Origin of the sequence: Pseudomonas sp. JV414 (assembly GCF_032424305.1) — a bacterium.
Lineage (GTDB): Bacteria > Pseudomonadota > Gammaproteobacteria > Pseudomonadales > Pseudomonadaceae > Aquipseudomonas > Aquipseudomonas lini.
Genome location: NZ_VYKC01000017.1, coordinates 226,881 through 244,283 on the forward strand (window position 1 = coordinate 226,881; position 17,403 = coordinate 244,283).

At 59.2% G+C, this 17,403-nt stretch carries 16 protein-coding genes and 1 pseudogene; 15 read left to right on the forward strand and 2 right to left on the reverse strand.

Annotated features, from left to right (window positions below):
• Nucleotides 1-113 precede the first annotated feature (113 nt).
• Both proB and F6R97_RS18850 read left to right on the forward strand, forming a co-directional pair.
• Nucleotides 114-1,232, forward strand: coding sequence for a glutamate 5-kinase (gene proB / locus F6R97_RS18845; RefSeq protein WP_038981484.1), 1,119 nt, complete (start codon nucleotides 114-116; stop codon nucleotides 1,230-1,232).
• Nucleotides 1,233-1,244: 12 nt separating this feature from the next.
• A complete protein-coding gene (locus F6R97_RS18850; RefSeq protein ID WP_038981485.1) occupies nucleotides 1,245-1,709 on the forward strand; it encodes a CreA family protein in 465 nt (154 codons plus the stop codon).
• Between the two features lie 185 nt (nucleotides 1,710-1,894).
• Here F6R97_RS18850 and rpsT read toward each other — a convergent pair whose 3' ends face one another.
• Entirely contained in the window at nucleotides 1,895-2,173 is a 279-nt protein-coding gene (gene rpsT, locus F6R97_RS18855; RefSeq protein WP_003185593.1) for a 30S ribosomal protein S20, read from the reverse strand.
• 252 nt (nucleotides 2,174-2,425) lie between these two features.
• Here rpsT and murJ point away from each other — a divergent pair, with 252 nt between their 5' ends.
• From murJ to ispH, 6 genes are all read left to right on the forward strand, one after another.
• Nucleotides 2,426-3,964 (forward strand): murein biosynthesis integral membrane protein MurJ, encoded by a 1,539-nt coding sequence (gene murJ / locus F6R97_RS18860; RefSeq protein ID WP_315866925.1) that lies wholly within the window; start codon nucleotides 2,426-2,428, stop codon nucleotides 3,962-3,964.
• A 129-nt stretch (nucleotides 3,965-4,093) separates the two neighbouring features.
• The gene (gene ribF / locus F6R97_RS18865) at nucleotides 4,094-5,044 is read left to right on the forward strand and encodes a bifunctional riboflavin kinase/FAD synthetase (RefSeq protein ID WP_038981487.1); all 951 of its coding nucleotides are present in this window, start codon (nucleotides 4,094-4,096) and stop codon (nucleotides 5,042-5,044) included.
• On the forward strand, nucleotides 5,045-7,876 hold the full coding sequence (ileS, locus tag F6R97_RS18870) for an isoleucine--tRNA ligase (protein ID WP_315866926.1): 2,832 nt from the start codon (nucleotides 5,045-5,047) through the stop codon (nucleotides 7,874-7,876).
• Nucleotides 7,869-8,381, forward strand: coding sequence for a signal peptidase II (gene lspA, locus F6R97_RS18875; RefSeq protein ID WP_038981489.1), 513 nt, complete (start codon nucleotides 7,869-7,871; stop codon nucleotides 8,379-8,381). The genes ileS and lspA overlap by 8 nt, the downstream gene beginning before the upstream one ends.
• Before the next feature lie 7 nt (nucleotides 8,382-8,388).
• On the forward strand, nucleotides 8,389-8,826 hold the full coding sequence (gene fkpB / locus F6R97_RS18880) for an FKBP-type peptidyl-prolyl cis-trans isomerase (protein WP_173667539.1): 438 nt from the start codon (nucleotides 8,389-8,391) through the stop codon (nucleotides 8,824-8,826).
• Between the two features lie 143 nt (nucleotides 8,827-8,969).
• Nucleotides 8,970-9,917 (forward strand): 4-hydroxy-3-methylbut-2-enyl diphosphate reductase, encoded by a 948-nt coding sequence (gene ispH / locus F6R97_RS18885; RefSeq protein WP_008008700.1) that lies wholly within the window; start codon nucleotides 8,970-8,972, stop codon nucleotides 9,915-9,917.
• Here ispH and F6R97_RS18890 read toward each other — a convergent pair.
• Nucleotides 9,886-10,441: pseudogene (locus F6R97_RS18890) on the reverse strand (GspH/FimT family pseudopilin). The gene ispH and the pseudogene F6R97_RS18890 overlap by 32 nt on opposite strands.
• Before the next feature lie 130 nt (nucleotides 10,442-10,571).
• Between F6R97_RS18890 and F6R97_RS18895 the strand changes: the two are divergent.
• From F6R97_RS18895 to thiO, 7 genes are read left to right on the forward strand one after another with little or no spacing between them, the layout of a single operon-like run.
• On the forward strand, nucleotides 10,572-11,045 hold the full coding sequence (locus tag F6R97_RS18895) for a GspH/FimT family pseudopilin (RefSeq protein ID WP_038981492.1): 474 nt from the start codon (nucleotides 10,572-10,574) through the stop codon (nucleotides 11,043-11,045).
• Complete coding sequence (gene pilV / locus F6R97_RS18900) at nucleotides 11,042-11,491, forward strand: type IV pilus modification protein PilV (RefSeq protein ID WP_038981493.1); 450 nt, start codon at nucleotides 11,042-11,044, stop codon at nucleotides 11,489-11,491. Before F6R97_RS18895 ends, pilV begins: the two co-directional genes overlap by 4 nt.
• Nucleotides 11,488-12,201: a PilW family protein gene (locus F6R97_RS18905; protein WP_038981494.1), complete on the forward strand. Its 714-nt coding sequence runs from the start codon at nucleotides 11,488-11,490 to the stop codon at nucleotides 12,199-12,201. Before pilV ends, F6R97_RS18905 begins: the two co-directional genes overlap by 4 nt.
• 11 nt (nucleotides 12,202-12,212) lie before the next feature.
• A complete protein-coding gene (locus tag F6R97_RS18910; protein WP_038981495.1) occupies nucleotides 12,213-12,692 on the forward strand; it encodes a PilX N-terminal domain-containing pilus assembly protein in 480 nt (159 codons plus the stop codon).
• Nucleotides 12,679-15,801: a pilus assembly protein gene (locus F6R97_RS18915; protein ID WP_315866927.1), complete on the forward strand. Its 3,123-nt coding sequence runs from the start codon at nucleotides 12,679-12,681 to the stop codon at nucleotides 15,799-15,801. The genes F6R97_RS18910 and F6R97_RS18915 overlap by 14 nt, the downstream gene beginning before the upstream one ends.
• A gap of 13 nt (nucleotides 15,802-15,814) precedes the next feature.
• The gene (locus F6R97_RS18920) at nucleotides 15,815-16,216 is read left to right on the forward strand and encodes a type IV pilin protein (RefSeq protein ID WP_048396484.1); all 402 of its coding nucleotides are present in this window, start codon (nucleotides 15,815-15,817) and stop codon (nucleotides 16,214-16,216) included.
• 56 nt (nucleotides 16,217-16,272) lie between these two features.
• The gene (thiO, locus tag F6R97_RS18925; protein WP_315866928.1) at nucleotides 16,273-17,373 is read left to right on the forward strand and encodes a glycine oxidase ThiO; all 1,101 of its coding nucleotides are present in this window, start codon (nucleotides 16,273-16,275) and stop codon (nucleotides 17,371-17,373) included.
• Nucleotides 17,374-17,403 lie beyond the last annotated feature (30 nt).

Below are 17,403 nucleotides of genomic sequence, written 5' to 3' on the forward strand. Positions count from 1 at the left end.
TAAACTTAAACGCCGCTCACTGGAGCGGCGTTTTAGTATCTGGAAATCGGTAGTCACGAATAACGTTACGGGCAGCGCTGGGTCGTGCTGTCCTCAAGCTAAGGTTGAAGATGATGCGGAGCAAGGTGACAGGTGCGCAGCGTTGGGTCGTGAAGATCGGCAGCGCTTTGCTGACGGCGGACGGCAAGGGCCTGGATCGCGCGGCAATGGGTGTCTGGGTTGAGCAGATGGTTGCCCTGCACGAGGCGGGTGTTGAGCTGGTGCTGGTGTCCTCCGGGGCAGTGGCGGCGGGTATGAGCCGTCTGGGTTGGACTGTACGACCCAGTGCAATGCACGAGTTGCAGGCCGCTGCCGCCATCGGTCAAATGGGGTTGGTGCAGGCCTGGGAGTCGAGCTTTGCCGAGCATGGCCGGCATACCGCGCAGATTCTCCTGACTCACGACGATTTGTCCGACCGCAAGCGCTACCTGAACGCTCGCAGTACGCTGCGCGCGCTGGTCGAGCTCAAGGTGATCCCGGTGATCAACGAGAACGACACCGTGGTCACTGACGAAATCCGTTTCGGCGACAACGACACGTTGGCGGCGCTGGTGGCGAACCTGGTCGAAGCTGATTTGCTGGTGATCCTCACCGATCGCGACGGTATGTTCGACGCCGATCCGCGCAACAATCCCGACGCCAAGCTGATTTACGAGGCGCGTGCCGATGATCCGGCGCTGGATGCGGTGGCTGGCAGCACAGGCGGTGCGCTGGGTCGTGGCGGTATGCAGACCAAATTGCGCGCTGCGCGTCTGGCGGCGCGTTCTGGTGCGCACACCATCATTGTCGGTGGGCGCATTGAGCGAGTGCTGGATCGTCTCAAGGCTGGCGAGCGCATCGGCACCTTGTTGTCACCTGAGCGCGGCATGCTGGCGGCGCGCAAGCAGTGGCTGGCCGGGCATCTGCAAACCCGCGGCACGTTGGTGCTGGATGCGGGTGCGGTGACGGCGTTGTCCCAAGGCAACAAAAGTTTGCTGCCGGTGGGTGTCAAACTGGTCCAGGGCAGTTTCCGTCGTGGCGAAATGGTGGTCTGTGTGGCGCCGGACGGTCGTGAAATCGCCCGTGGCCTGGCTAACTACAGTGCTCTGGAGGCACAAAAAATCATCGGTCAGTCGTCTGAGGCGATTGTCGGTCTGCTGGGTTACATGGCGGAGCCGGAACTGGTTCACCGCGATAACCTGATTCTGGTCTGAAGGAATACCTGAATGCGTGTGGCAAAAGGATTATTGGGCTTGTTGTTGGCGATGCCGCTGCTGGCCTCGGCAGAGGAGGTTGGTCAGGTGTCGACGGTGTTCAAGTTCGTCGGCCCGAACGACCGTATTGTTGTCGAGGCGTTTGATGATCCGAAAGTGGATGGCGTGACTTGCTACCTCTCGCGCGCCAAGACCGGCGGCGTAAAGGGTGGGTTAGGTCTGGCCGAGGATCGCGCTGAAGCGTCTATAGCGTGTCGTCAGGTGGGGCCGATCAACTTCAAGGGTGAACTCAAGGATGGCGAGGAGGTGTTCAAGGAGCGCACGTCCCTGGTGTTCAAGACCATGCAGGTGGTGCGATTCCTCGACAAGAAGCGCAATACGCTGGTGTATCTGGTTTATAGCGATCGTTTGATTGAGGGCAGCCCGCAGAATGCGGTGACGGCGATTCCGATTCTGCCGTGGACGCACGCTCAATAAGCTAGCGAAGATCCAGGTGTGGGAGCGGGCTTGCTCGCGAAGACTGAGTGATATTCAGCATCTATGTTGACTGTTACGCCGCCTTCGCGAGCAAGCCCGCTCCCACATTTTTTTTGCGGTGTATTTGCCAAATCGCAGGCAATAAAAAACCGACCCTGAGGTCGGTTTTTTAATGAGCGTGTCGCTTAGGCAGCAGCGGCAACGTTCAGGGCCTTTACGTGGCCATTCAGGCGGCTCTTATGACGAGCAGCTTTGTTCTTGTGGATGATGCCTTTATCGGCCATACGGTCGATAACTGGCACAGCCAGAACGTAAGCAGCTTGAGCTTTTTCAGCGTCTTTTGCGTCAATGGCTTTAACTACATTCTTGATGTAGGTACGAACCATGGAACGCAGGCTGGCGTTGTGGCTGCGACGCTTCTCAGCCTGTTTTGCACGTTTTTTGGCGGAAGGTGTGTTGGCCACCGTCGAGCTCCTCGAAAGACTTTTTAGGAAATAGCAAACAAAATAGGCCGCGAATCATGCCGATGAGTTGATGTCTTGTCAAGGGCGGTTGAGACGATCCGCTAAGTGGCAGGTATAGAACGTCGGGATATTTCTTTCCGGCGTGCGACCTGTAAACTCGCGAGCTTTGGCTCTGTGCTGTTGCGGCGCGGAGTATCGCATAAGTGGGCGCGTTGTTCGCCTGCTGTTTATCGACAGGCAAAAACTCTTTCAATGAATCTGCTCAAATCGTTGGCCGCTGTCAGCTCTATCACGATGCTCTCCCGGGTTTTGGGGTTTGTTCGCGACACCCTTATCGCTCGCGCATTTGGGGCGGGAATGGCGACCGACGCCTTCTTTATCGCCTTCAAACTGCCCAATCTGCTGAGGCGGATCTTCGCCGAGGGAGCATTTTCGCAAGCTTTCGTGCCGATTCTCGCCGAATACAAAAGCCAGCAGGGCGAGGAGGCGACGCGAACCTTCATTGCTTATGTCTCGGGCCTGCTGACGCTGGTTCTGGCGCTGGTCACTGCGCTGGGCATGCTCGCCGCGCCTTGGGTCATCTGGGCCACGGCACCGGGTTTCGTCACTACCCCGGAAAAATTCGAGCTGACCACCGATCTGCTGCGGGTCACTTTTCCTTATATATTGCTGATCTCCCTGTCTTCATTGGCTGGAGCGATCCTCAATACCTGGAACCGTTTCTCGGTCCCGGCCTTCGTGCCGACCCTGCTCAATGTCAGCATGATCATCTTTGCGGTGTTCCTGACACCGTATTTCGATCCGCCGGTAATGGCGCTGGGCTGGGCCGTTCTGGTGGGTGGCCTGGCGCAATTGCTGTTTCAGCTGCCGCACCTGAAGAAAATCGGCATGCTGGTGCTGCCGCGCCTGAATCTGCGCGATAGCGGCGTCTGGCGGGTCATGAAACAGATGCTGCCAGCGATCATCGGCGTTTCGGTGAGTCAGATTTCGCTGATCATCAACACCATATTTGCGTCGTTTCTGGTGGCGGGTTCCGTTTCCTGGATGTATTACGCCGATCGCCTGATGGAATTGCCATCCGGTGTGCTGGGTGTGGCTCTGGGCACGATTCTGCTGCCGACGCTGGCCAGGACTTATGCCAGCCAGGATCGCCACGAATACTCGCGGATCCTCGATTGGGGGCTGCGTCTGTGCTTCATGCTGGTATTGCCGTGCGCCCTGGCGCTGGGGATTCTGGCTGAGCCGTTGACGGTTTCGCTGTTCCAGTACGGTCAGTTCAGCGCTTTCGATGCCGCCATGACCCAGCGCGCGCTGATTGCTTATTCCGTCGGCTTGCTGGGGATTATCGTGATCAAAGTGCTGGCGCCAGGCTTTTATGCGCAACAAAACATCCGCACCCCGGTAAAAATCGCGATTTTCACCCTGATCGTCACCCAGCTGTTCAACCTGGTGCTGATCGGTCCGTTGGCTCATGCCGGTCTGGCCCTGGCCATCAGCGCGGGCGCCTGCATCAATGCCGGGCTGCTGTTTTATCAGCTGCGCAAGCAGCAGATGTATCAGCCGCAACCGGGCTGGGCAAAGTTCGGGCTCAAACTGCTGGTGGCGGTGGCGGTGATGTCCGCGGTATTGCTGGGCGCAATGCACTTCATGCCGGCCTGGGTGGAAGGGCATATGCTGGAGCGTTTGCTGCGTCTGGGCGCATTGGTAATCGCCGGCGTTGTGGTCTATTTCGGCATGTTGCTGTTGATGGGCTTCCGTTTGCGCGACTTCAATCGCAAAGCGTTGAGCTGAGGCTTTTGTCTCGATAAACACGGGCGAGCCGGCGGTTTTGTCGGCTCGATCACTTTGGGTTACGGTGTTGCCTGTCGTCGGCCGCCGGGTGTGGTTATAATCGACCACTTTATGAGCAAGAAGCGCGTTATGCAGCTGGTTCGAGGCCTCCACAACCTGCGCCCCCAGCATCGGGGCTGTGTCGCCACTATTGGCAACTTTGACGGTGTTCACCGTGGTCACCAGGCTATCCTGGCCCGGCTGCGTGAGCGTGCGCTCGAGTTGGGCGTGCCCAGCTGCGTGGTGATTTTTGAGCCGCAGCCGCGAGAATTTTTCGCCCCGGACACCGCCCCGGCCCGTCTGGCCCGCCTGCGGGACAAACTGCAGTTGCTGGCCGTGGAAGGTGTCGACCGGGTGCTGTGCCTGGCTTTCAATCAGCGCCTGAGCAAGCTCAGCGCCAGCGAATTCGTCGATACCATTCTGGTGGATGGCCTCGGCGTGCAGCATCTGGAAGTCGGCGACGATTTCCGTTTCGGTTGTGACCGGCTAGGGGATTTCGATTTCCTGCAACAGGCTGGCGTCCTTCAGGGGTTTACCGTCGAAGCGGCGCAGACCGTCGAGCTGGACGGCATTCGTGTCAGCAGCACTCAGGTGCGTAACGCCTTGGCGGCTGCGGATTTTGCCTTGGCCGAGCGGCTGCTCGGTCGTCCGTACCGGATTGCCGGGCGAGTCCTGCATGGCCAGAAGCTGGCGCGCCAGCTCGGTACGCCGACCGCCAACATACAACTCAAGCGTCGTCGTGTGCCGCTGTCCGGGGTTTTTCTGGTCAACGTCGACATCGACGGCAAGACCTGGCCAGGCGTCGCCAATATCGGCGTGCGGCCAACGGTCCAAGGTGATGGCAAAGCCCACCTCGAAGTACATCTTTTAGATTTTGCCGGCGATCTGTATGACCGGCGTTTGACGGTGGTTTTCCACCACAAGCTGCGTGAAGAGCAGCGTTTCGCCTCTCTGGAGGCGCTTAAGACGGCGATCAATGCGGATGTCGCCGCCGCCCGTGCCCTGTCGCACCTAGCGCCAATCGCTAATGAAGAGCCTTAAATGACCGACTATAAAGCCACGCTAAACCTTCCGGACACCGCCTTCCCAATGAAGGCCGGCCTGCCTCAGCGCGAACCGCAGATTCTGCAGCGCTGGGACAGCATTGGCCTGTACGGTAAGTTGCGCGAGATTGGCAAGGATCGTCCGAAGTTCGTACTTCACGACGGTCCTCCGTACGCCAACGGCACGATTCACATCGGTCATGCGCTGAACAAGATTCTCAAGGACATGATCATCCGCTCGAAAACCCTGTCGGGTTTCGACGCGCCTTATGTTCCGGGCTGGGACTGCCACGGCCTGCCGATCGAGCACAAAGTCGAAGTGACCCACGGCAAGAACCTGGGCGCGGACAAGACCCGCGAACTGTGCCGTGCCTACGCGACAGAGCAAATCGAAGGCCAGAAGTCCGAATTCATCCGTCTGGGCGTGTTGGGCGACTTCGCCAACCCGTACAAGACAATGGACTTCAAAAACGAGGCCGGTGAAATCCGCGCCCTGGCGGAAATCGTCAAGGGTGGCTTCGTGTTCAAGGGCCTGAAGCCTGTGAACTGGTGCTTTGACTGTGGTTCGGCCCTGGCTGAAGCGGAAGTCGAGTACGAGAACAAAAAATCCGCGACCATCGACGTGGCGTTCCCGATCGCTGACGAAGCCAAACTGGCTGCCGCGTTCGGTCTGCCGTCGCTGGGCAAACCTGCCTCGATCGTGATCTGGACCACCACCCCGTGGACCATCCCGGCCAACCAGGCGTTGAACGTTCACCCGGAATTCAACTACGCACTGGTCGACGTCGGCGACAAACTGCTGGTGCTGGCTGAAGAGCTGGTCGAGTCGTGCCTTGCCCGTTACAGCCTGGAAGGCTCGGTCATTGCGACCACCACCGGTAAAGAACTGGAACTGATCAACTTCCGTCACCCGTTCTACGATCGACTGTCGCCGGTTTACCTGGCTGAATACGTCGAACTGGGCGCGGGCACCGGCGTGGTTCACTCCTCGCCAGCCTACGGCGTAGACGACTTCGTGACCTGCAAAGCCTATGGCATGGTCAACGACGACATCCTCAATCCGGTGCAAAGCAACGGCGTGTACGCGACGTCGCTGGAATTCTTCGGCGGCCAGTTTATCTGGAAGGCCAACCCGGCCATCGTCGACAAACTGTCGGAAGTCGGCGCGCTGCTGCACACCGAAACCATTGAACACAGCTACATGCATTGCTGGCGTCACAAGACTCCGCTGATCTACCGCGCCACCGCGCAGTGGTTCATCGGCATGGACAAAGAGCCTGCGACTGGCGAAACCCTGCGCAAGCGGGCGATCAAAGCCATCGAAGAGACCAAGTTCGTTCCGGCCTGGGGCCAGGCGCGTCTGCACTCGATGATCGCCAACCGTCCGGACTGGTGCATCTCCCGTCAGCGCAACTGGGGCGTGCCGATCCCGTTCTTCCTGAACAAGGAAAGCGGCGAGCTGCACCCACGCACCGTCGAGCTGATGGAAATCGTCGCCCAGCGCGTCGAAGTCGAAGGCATCGAAGCCTGGTTCAAGATGGACGCTGCCGAGTTGCTCGGTGAAGAAGCGCCGCTGTACGACAAGATCAGCGACACCCTGGACGTCTGGTTCGACTCGGGCACCACGCATTGGCACGTCCTGCGCGGCTCGCACTCTATGGGCCACGAGACCGGTCCACGCGCCGACCTGTACCTGGAAGGTTCGGACCAACACCGCGGCTGGTTCCACTCGTCGTTGCTGACCGGTTGCGCCATCGACGACCACGCCCCGTACCGCGAGCTGCTGACCCACGGTTTCACCGTTGACGAGTCCGGTCGCAAAATGTCCAAGTCTTTGGGCAATGTCATCGCGCCGCAGAAGGTCAACGACACCCTGGGCGCAGATATCATGCGTCTGTGGGTCGCCTCTACCGACTACTCGGGTGAAATGGCGGTTTCTGAGCAGATCCTGCAACGCAGTGCGGACGCCTACCGGCGGATCCGTAACACCGCGCGCTTCCTGCTCTCCAACCTGACCGGCTTCAACCCGGCCACCGACATCCTGCCGGCCGAAGAAATGCTGGCGCTGGACCGTTGGGCCGTGGACCGCACCCTGCTGCTGCAACGCGAGCTGCAAGAGCACTACGGTGAATACCGCTTCTGGAACGTCTACTCCAAGATCCACAACTTCTGCGTGCAGGAGCTGGGCGGTTTCTACCTCGACATCATCAAGGACCGTCAGTACACCACTGGCGCCAACAGCAAGGCCCGTCGTTCGGCGCAAACCGCGCTGTACCACATCAGCGAAGCGCTGGTGCGCTGGATCGCGCCGATCCTGGCGTTCACCGCCGACGAGCTGTGGCAGTACCTGCCGGGCGAGCGTAACGAGTCTGTGATGCTCAACACCTGGTACGAAGGCCTGACCGAATTGCCGGAAGGCTTCGAGCTGGACCGCGCCTACTGGGAGCGGATCATGGCGGTGAAGGTGGCGGTCAACAAGGAAATGGAGATCCAGCGCGCGGCGAAGGCCGTCGGTGGCAACCTGCAAGCCGAAGTGACGCTGTTCGCCGAAGACGCGCTGAGCGCCGACCTGGCCAAGCTGAGCAACGAACTGCGCTTCGTGTTGATCACCTCGACTGCCACCGTTGCGCCGTTCGTTCAGGCGCCGGGCGATGCCGTAGTCACCGAAGTTGGCGGTTTGAAACTGCAAGTGGTCAAGTCGAGCCATGCCAAGTGCGCCCGTTGCTGGCACTGTCGTGAAGACGTCGGCGTGAACCCGGAGCATCCGGAAATCTGCGGTCGTTGCGTAGACAACATCAGCGGCGCTGGCGAGGTTCGTCACTATGCCTAACGCCGTTGGCCGTTTCGGACGGCTGAGCTGGCTCTGGTTGAGTTTGCTGGTCCTGGTCATCGACCAGGCCAGCAAGTTCTACTTCGAAGGCTCGCTGAGCATGTACCAGCAAATCGTGGTGATCCCCGATTACTTCAGCTGGACCCTGGCCTACAACACCGGCGCGGCGTTCAGTTTCCTGGCTGACAGCTCGGGCTGGCAGCGCTGGCTGTTCGCCCTGATCGCAGTGGTGGTCAGTGCGGTGCTGGTGATCTGGCTCAAGCGCCTGGGGCGCAACGAAACCTGGCTGGCAGTCGCCTTGGCGCTGGTGCTGGGTGGCGCGTTGGGTAACCTGTACGACCGCATTGCCCTGGGCCATGTGATCGATTTCATTCTGGTGCATTGGCAGAATCGCTGGTATTTCCCGGCGTTCAACTTTGCCGACAGCGCAATTTCTGTCGGTGCCGTGATGCTTGCACTGGATATGTTCAAAAGTAAAAAGACCGGAGAAACCGTTCATGACTGAACAGGTATTGGCTGAGCAACGCATCGGCCAGAACACGGAAGTCACCTTGCACTTTGCATTGCGTCTGGAGAACGGCGACACCGTCGACAGTACCTTCGACAAAGCCCCGGCGACCTTCAAGGTTGGCGACGGCAGCCTGTTGCCAGGTTTCGAAGCAGCGCTGTTCGGCTTCAAGGCCGGCGACAAACGCACCCTGACCATCGAGCCGGAAAACGCCTTTGGTCAGCCGAACCCGCAAAACGTGCAGATCATCCCGCGTTCGCAGTTCAAGGATATGGAACTGTCGCCTGGCTTGCTGGTGATCTTCAACGATGCGGCCAATACTGAGCTGCCCGGTGTGGTGAAAGAATTCGATGACGCTGAGGTGACCATCGACTTCAATCACCCGCTGGCCGGTAAAACCTTGACCTTTGACGTCGAGATCTTCAACGTCAAAGCGCTGTAATACTGTAGGAGCAGAGCTTGCTCGCGAAGACGTCATCACATTCAGCATCAATGTTGACTGGCACACCGCCTTCGCGAGCAAGCTCTGCTCCTACAGGGATTGCAATGATCTAACTTCCCTGCGCGCAAGACACGAGGCACAGCATGCAAATCAAACTCGCCAACCCCCGTGGCTTCTGCGCCGGTGTGGACCGGGCGATCGAAATCGTCAACCGCGCCCTGGAAGTCTTCGGGCCGCCGATCTACGTGCGCCACGAAGTGGTCCACAATAAATTCGTCGTCGAAGACCTGCGCGCCCGTGGGGCGATCTTCGTCGAAGAGCTGGATCAGGTGCCGGACGACGTGATCGTGATCTTCAGCGCCCATGGCGTTTCCCAGGCCGTGCGTACTGAAGCCGCTGGCCGTGGCCTGAAGGTGTTCGACGCGACCTGCCCGCTGGTGACCAAGGTGCACATCGAAGTCGCGCGTTACAGCCGCGACGGCCGTGAATGCATCCTCATCGGCCACGCCGGTCACCCGGAAGTCGAAGGCACCATGGGCCAGTACGATGGCAGTAATGGTGGCGCGATCTATCTGGTCGAGGACGAGAAAGACGTCGCCGCGTTGCAGGTGAATAACCCTGAAAGACTGGCCTTCGTCACCCAGACCACCCTGTCCATGGACGATACCAGTCGCGTGATCGATGCCCTGCGTACTCGATTCCCAGCGATCGGCGGTCCGCGCAAGGACGACATCTGCTACGCCACGCAAAACCGTCAGGATGCCGTCAAGCAACTGGCAGACGAATGCGATGTGGTGTTGGTGGTCGGCAGCCCGAACAGCTCCAACTCCAATCGCCTGCGTGAACTGGCTGAACGCATGGCCACCCCGGCCTATCTGATCGACGGCGCCGAAGACCTGCAAAAGAGCTGGTTCGACGGTGTCGAGCGAATTGGCATCACTGCCGGTGCCTCCGCTCCGGAAGTACTGGTTCGTGGCGTAATCCAGCAATTGCAGGCTTGGGGCGCCACCGGGGCCGATGAACTGGCCGGCCGCGAGGAGAACATCACCTTCTCCATGCCTAAAGAGCTGCGCGTGCGCTCCTTGCTTTAACGTTTTTCCCCTGGACACAGCGTCTGCTCGGCCTGATGGCTGCGCAGGCTGACGCGGCCGGTCCGGGCCAGCACCACCTGGAGCTGACTCACCGGCTCGCGGCTTGCGCAAATGTGCAATGTTCCCGCTTGAAAGGCCCGTCCGGGCATCAGTGGTTCGCCCAGACTGCTGAAACGCACGAAACGCCTGACCGCCCAATTGCCGACAATCGGCAACCGGGTGTTGCTCGCGTGCTCAACCAGCAGCGGATTGCTGCTGTCCTCCGGGCCCTTGCCGCTGATATCCAGAATGATCCGCCAGCCCTGACCCCAGTCGCCGTTGATGCCGTGTATCACAACACTCTGATTGCGTGTGATAGCAGCGGTTCTGGCATTGCGCATACCACTGACAATCGCCTGCGCCGCCTGCTTCCGATGGTTCGATTCTGTGAATGCAGCGAACGCCGGGCTGACCAGTTGCAGAACAATCCCGACAATTGTCAGTCCCATGAGCAGTTCGATCAGGCTGAAACCTTGCTGATGCATGTCATTTCCTTCCCTGGAATGCTGCGGCCCGCACGATCCTGCGCGAGTAATGGCAAAACAACCGTACATCCGCCGGTCGAATGTTCTAGCGTGTAGAAGCAGGTATAGCCGACGGCAACGGAGGGCACCGATGGATCATCGTACAAAAGGTTTCACGCTGATTGAGCTGCTGATCGCGCTCGCCGTGTTTCTGATCCTGATCACCTTGGCCGTTCCGGCGTTTACCCGCTCGGTGCAGAACACTAAAGCCGACACCGAGATCGGCGACCTGCAACGTGCGCTCAACTATGCGCGGCTTGAGGCGATCGACCGGGGCATTACCACCCGGGTTCGCCCGACAGCAGGCGGGAGTGTCTGGACCGGCGATCTGACCGTTTATGACGGTACCGGCAACCCGGCCAATGTATTGCGGGTTGTTCCAGCGATGAGCAGTGGTGCAACTCTGACGCTAACCTCAGGAGTGACCGCTATTGATTTCAACAATCTGGGCGGCTTGTCGGCACCGTCCACGGCAGTCGTGATCAGTTATGTACTGGGGGCGCAGAGCCGGACGCTGAATGTGTGTTTGAACGGACGAATTCTATTGGGTGGAAGTTGCGGATGAGGGGTTGGAGCAAGCGCGCACAGGAGGGCATGACGCTGATCGAGGTACTGGTCGCGTTGTTGGTTCTGGCTGTGGGGTTGTTGGGCGCGGCGGCGATTCAGCTCAATGCGCTGAAGTACACCGATAGCTCGCGGATGACCAGTCAGGCGAGTTTTATCGCCTACGACATGATGGACCGCATACGCGCCAACTCCGGCGCCGATTACACCGTTACGCCGCCGTCCTCGGGGAACCTGAGCGTGGCCCGGGATCAGGACCTTTACGACTTCACCAGCAACATCGTCAATTTCGGCGGCGCTACGGCAACTGGCAGCATCACCCGCAACCAGCGGGTGTACACCATCACCATTACCTGGGACGACTCACGAGCCGCCAATACCGCCGACTCGCGCCGCAGTTTCGTCCTCACCAGTCGCGCCACCGTTGACCCGGCGACGACACCATGATCAAAGCCAACAGAGGTTTCGGCCTGATCGAGTTGCTGATCGCTCTGGCCTTGAGTCTGGTAGTGATTCTGGGCGTGGCGCAGATTTTCATCGCTGCTAAAAACACCTATATCAGCCAGAGCACTGCCGCCGGCATGCAAGAAGATGCACGGTTTGTTCTGAGCAAAATGATTCAGGAAATCCGCATGGTCGGCATGTTCGGTTGCCTGGGCACGATTACCGACGAAAGCTCGGCAGGGAGTTTCAATGCCAGTCAGCTCACGCCGATCAGTTGGGACAATGCCAACCTCAAATTAACGCTTGTTACTGCCGATGTCGGCGGCAGTGGCGGTGCGCCAACCTGGACCGTAGTTTCGGACTGCCGCAACGACGCCACGGCCTACACCGGACTACGAACGCCGACGTCTGGGCAATTGGCATTTCCGATCCGGCGATTGATCTACAGCTTCAGCAACAATCAGCTGCTGATGGGCTCCGGTGCCGGCACGCCGACGCAGCAGGTGCTGGTGAACAATGTCAGTGCCTTCAATGTGAGCTTCGGCCTCGCCAGTTCGGCCACAGATACGGCCGCCTCCAGCTACAGCAGCAACCCATCTGACCCGGCACGAATCCGCAGTGTGCGACTGACGCTGACGCTGACCGACCCGAACAACCGGGTACGCGAACAAACCTTCAACGTGGTTGCCGCCTTGCGCAACCGGTTGCCATGAGGGGAGGGCCGATGAGTATTGCTCCCGTGACCCCTCGCGCCCAGCGCGGCATGGCGCTGTTGGTCAGCCTGGTGTTTCTTCTGGTGCTGACCTTGATCGGCCTTTCGTCGATGCAGAGCGCGACGTTGCAGGAAAAAATGGCCGGCAGCGTGATCCTGCGCAACCAGTCGTTCCAGGGCGCAGAAGCGGCGTTGCGTGTCGGCGAAAGCGCGGTGCAACTGAACACCTATTCATTACCGGTTTGCAGCGGTACCAACCAATGTGCGCCGCCGGCCGAAGCGTCGGTCATTACCGCCGCCGGGTTCAATTCCACCTCGGGGGTGACATGGATCGCCTCCGGCAGCGGCTTTTACGGGGTGCAGAACATCGGCACCACCCTGACGGCCGTGAACGTACCGAGCAACACGTCGGCAACGCTTTACCGGGTGACCGCCGTGGGCATCGCGGGCAATTCGCGCAGTGTGGTGGAGAGTATCTATGCGAAGTACTGAGACCCGCACAGGCTGGCGTCGTGGGTTGTTGCAGTTGTTCTGCGGCGCGGCGTTGAGCCTTTATCTGGCAGCGCCGGCTTACGCCTTCACGCCCTCGGACTCGCCGCTGTTGAACGCCGCCGCCGTGGCCCCCAATGTGATGCTGTTACTCGATGACTCGAAAAGCATGAACAGCATTATCTGGGCGGCAGGATTTGACCCGACGGTTGCACGCACTCCCGTGACTATTTGCCTTTCCAACGGTACGTGCAAGAAAGGCCGCGAGCTTGACATGACCGATACCAATATTGCGTTGTCGAGTTTGACGCGAGGAACATGCGATAGAGACGGATGGTACGGTTTTTATAAGAACAGCGTTTCCGATCAGGATTCGCTTTGCCTCAAGCTTCCCGATCCGGTGGGCCGCGAGAACACTCTCTACACCGCGAATTACCTGTCTTATCTGATAAGCCAGGCCAATAATTCCGACCGGGATTTCACTGATGGTTCGATTCCCAATGATTACCGGATGAATGTGGTGCGCAACGTCTCCAAGACGTTAGTGACCAGCAACCGTTCGCTACGTATCGGCCTTGCGACATTCAATCTGGCCGTCGGCAATCATAAGAATGACGGCGGTTACATCGTCCGTTCAGTCAGTGATTTGTCGGCAGTCAGCGGCAGCGTGACTCAGGCTCAGGCTGATACCCATTACAACGAATTGATCGCCGGAATCGATGAATTGAGCGCCGAGGCCAATACACCGCTGGCTGAAGCCTATTATGAGATCACCCGCTATTTCCGGGGGATGACGCCTTACAACAACTCGACGCCCACCACCTACACCAGTCCGATTCAGTATCGTTGCCAGAGAAATTACGGGGTGGTAATCACTGGAGGTTTGCCGACCTACGACGCAACCTTTCCGACCGACGATCCGCTGGGTGGCAGTGCGTTACCGAACTGGGACGGTATCAGCAGTAACGATGGCGCCAACCGCTTCGGCGACGATGAGGGCGATACCCTGTTTCTGGATGACATCGCCAAGTTTTCCTTTGACATCGACATGCGCTCCACGGGGACCGATGCCGGGGGCAAAAGCTGGAATGCCCTGGATTTTCCCAGACAAAACATGAATACCTACACCGTGGGTTTCACTGCAGCGAACCAGATGTTGGCGGACGCTGCGATCTACGGACAGGGAAGGTACTACCAGGCGATTGATGGCACGGGACTGAACAGTGCACTGTCTGCGGCTTTGAGCGACATCACCTCCAAGGCCGGATCAGGTGGCAGCGGCGTTGCCAGCGGCACGACCCTGACCAGCAACTCAGCCTACTTCCAGACCACCTACGACCCCAAGGACTGGCGGGGCACCATCAAGTCCTTTGGCTTCACAGCGGCGGGCGCGGTTAACACGGCCGCAGTGCTATGGACGACCGATACCACGATCGTGCCCGGTGCTACCGCGCCGACCTACCAGTCCTGGAATACCCTGACCAACGCTGCTGTCACCCTGGCTTACAGCAATTTTTCCCCGGCCCAGCAGACCTCCCTCAGCCAGAGCCTGCCCACCGGCATCACCGGCAGCGATCTGGTGGAGTGGAGCAAGGGCACCAACAAAACCGGGTTGAAAGCGCGCAGTGTCTTGCTCGGCGACATCATCAATTCGCCCCTGGTTCTGGCCGCACCTACGGACCAAACCGCCTCCGATCTGGTGGGCGACACCAGCTACAGCACCTACCTGGCCACCAAAGCCGCCAACATGAATGCCAGCCTGGTGGTGAACGCCAACGACGGTTTTGTAAACGTCATCAACTCGACCAACGGTGTCAGACGCTACGGCTATATGCCCTCCAATGTGCTGCCATCATTGCACTACATCGCTGACCCCACTTACATCAACGGTGTAAGCCACAAGTTTTTGGTCGACGGTCAGGTCGGTGTGTTCGATGCTCAACTTGATAGCGCCTGGAAAACCCTGGCGATTGGCGGAACAGGGGCGGGCGGCAAAACGTTCTATGCGCTGCAATTGTTCGACGCATCGGCCGGTAACGTGACCAGGGCGTTATGGGAAATCAGTGCGCCGGCCACGGCCGATGCGGCGAACGTTTTCAATGATCTGGGTTATGCCTATGCGCGTCCCGAAGTGGCACGCTTGGCCGATGGTCGCTGGGCGGCGTTCATTTCCAACGGTTATGGCAGTCACTCCGGAGTGGCAGCGCTGTATGTGGTGGATATCCGCGATGGCTCGCTGATCAAGAAAATCGTGGCCGACAGTACGGTAACCACCAACGGTTTGTCGTCGGTGAAGCTCAGGGTCGACTCGCAGAATGTGGTGCAGGCCGCCTATGGGGGCGATCTGAAAGGGCGGTTGTGGAAGTTCGATTTGAGTGGCACGACCACGGACACCTGGGGCGTAGCGTTTTCCGGCAAGCCGTTGTTCACCACAGCAGGCGGTGCAACCCAACCGATCACTGTGCAGCCGCTGCTCGCCGATCACGCATCGGGAGGTAAGCAAGTGTTGTTCGGTACCGGCAAATTAAATGAGGCTGCCGACAAGACCAACAAGGATCTCCAAGCGTTCTACGCAGTATGGGATGCAGAAGGAGGCGCGGGTCAAATCACGGTGTCCAGCTTGCAGGCGCAGGCGTTGACCGGCGTGTTTTCGGGCAGCACCGGGCAATTCATCACCACTAGCCAGAACGAGGTGACCTACCCGGCAAAGAAAGGCTGGTACTTGCCCTTGGTGTACAACAACGTGCTGACGGGTGAGCGGGTGATCAATCAGGCCAATCTGGTGTCGGGGCGAATCGTGTTTACCACGGCCAGTGTGGATACCACTGACCCTTGCGCCAGCTTCGGCACCGGCAAACTGGTCGAACTCGATGCGTTCAGCGGTAAGATGCTCAATTACGCGGTGCTCGACACCAATGCCGATGGGGTGGTCGACAGCACTGACACGATTTCCAGCGGGGTGATCTTCACTGGTGGTATCCCGACCCTGAACGCGGTCGTCAATGACGCAACCCGCAAGATTGTGAACGACTCCGGTGGTGGCGTGACCACTCTGGTGGAAAAATCTGGCGGCGGCAGCGGCCGTCGCATCATGTGGCGACAAATACAGTAAGTGAGAGTGAGGCATGCGCAGATCCAACCGAGGTTTTACCCTGATCGAAATCATGATCGTGATTGCGATCATCGGGATCGTCATCACCATTGGCTACCCGAGCCTCACCGAGTACGTAAAAAAGGGTCGCCGCACTGAAGTGGCCGGGCTGCTTTCCGAGCAGGCACAGATACTCGAGCGTTTTTATTCGAAGAATAATGTCTACACCAATGCCATCGGTCTGAGCGCCGGCAATGATTTCTACACGATCACCCCGACCCTGACTGATCAGACCTTTCTGCTGACGGCAACACGCAAGGCCGGATCGAGCATGGCGAGCGACAAGTGTGGTGATTTCACGCTCACCAACACGGGCGTCAGAAGCATGGTCAATGCGACGGCCGGCCAGACCACCAAGAGTTGCTGGGGTCGCTGAGTTTATTTTTCGGGCGCCCTTTACGCCCTCTGTCTATTGAACGGTTGGATCAGAACATGAGCAGGCAACAGCAAGTGGTGATTGTCGGCGGCGGGGTGATTGGCCTGCTGACGGCGTTCAATCTCGCGTCCGAAGTACAGAGCGTCGTGCTGCTGGACCGCTCGAATGTCGGCCAGGAGTCGTCCTGGGCCGGTGGCGGGATCGTCTCGCCCCTCTACCCGTGGCGTTACAGCCCGGCGGTCACTGCGCTGGCTCATTGGTCCCAGGATTTTTATCCACAGCTGGCGGAACGTTTGTTCGCCGCCACGGGTGTCGATCCTGAAGTTCACACCACCGGGTTGTACTGGCTGGACCTGGATGACGAAGCCGAAGCGCTCGCCTGGGCCAAACGGGAAAATCGTCCGTTGCGGGCTGTGGATATCTCGGCGGCACATGATGCGGTGCCGGTGTTGGGCACCGGTTTTTCGCGGGCGATCTACATGGCCAATGTGGCCAATGTGCGCAATCCACGATTGGTGAAGTCCCTCAAGGCCGCCTTGCTGGCGCTGCCGAACGTGACGATTCATGAGCAGTGCGAGGTCAGCGGGTTTATCCGTGAAGGCGCTGCGGTGGTCGGGGTACAGACTTCGATGGGGGCCATTGCGGGTGATCAGGTGGTTTTGACGGCCGGGGCCTGGAGCGGTGACTTGCTGAAAAGCCTGGGCCTGGAGCTGCCGGTCGAGCCGGTCAAAGGCCAGATGATTCTCTACAAGTGCGCGGCGGACTTCCTTCCGAGCATGGTCCTGGCCAAGGGGCGTTATGCCATTCCTCGGCGCGACGGGCACATTCTGATCGGCAGTACGCTGGAGCATCAAGGCTTCGACAAAACGCCAACCGACACGGCGCTGGAAAGCCTGAAGGCCTCGGCGGTGGAATTGATTCCGGAGCTGGCGGATGCCGAGGTGGTGGGGCATTGGGCCGGGTTGCGGCCGGGGTCGCCGGAAGGGATTCCCTATATTGGCCGGGTGCCGGGATTTGACGGGCTCTGGCTCAACTGCGGGCATTACCGCAATGGATTGGTGCTGGCGCCGGCGTCGTGTCAGTTGTTTGCGGATGTGATGCTGGGACGGGCGCCGATTATCGATCCTGCGCCGTATGTGCCGGCCGGGCGGATCTGACCGAACGATCTTTGTTGCCGGTTAGATCGC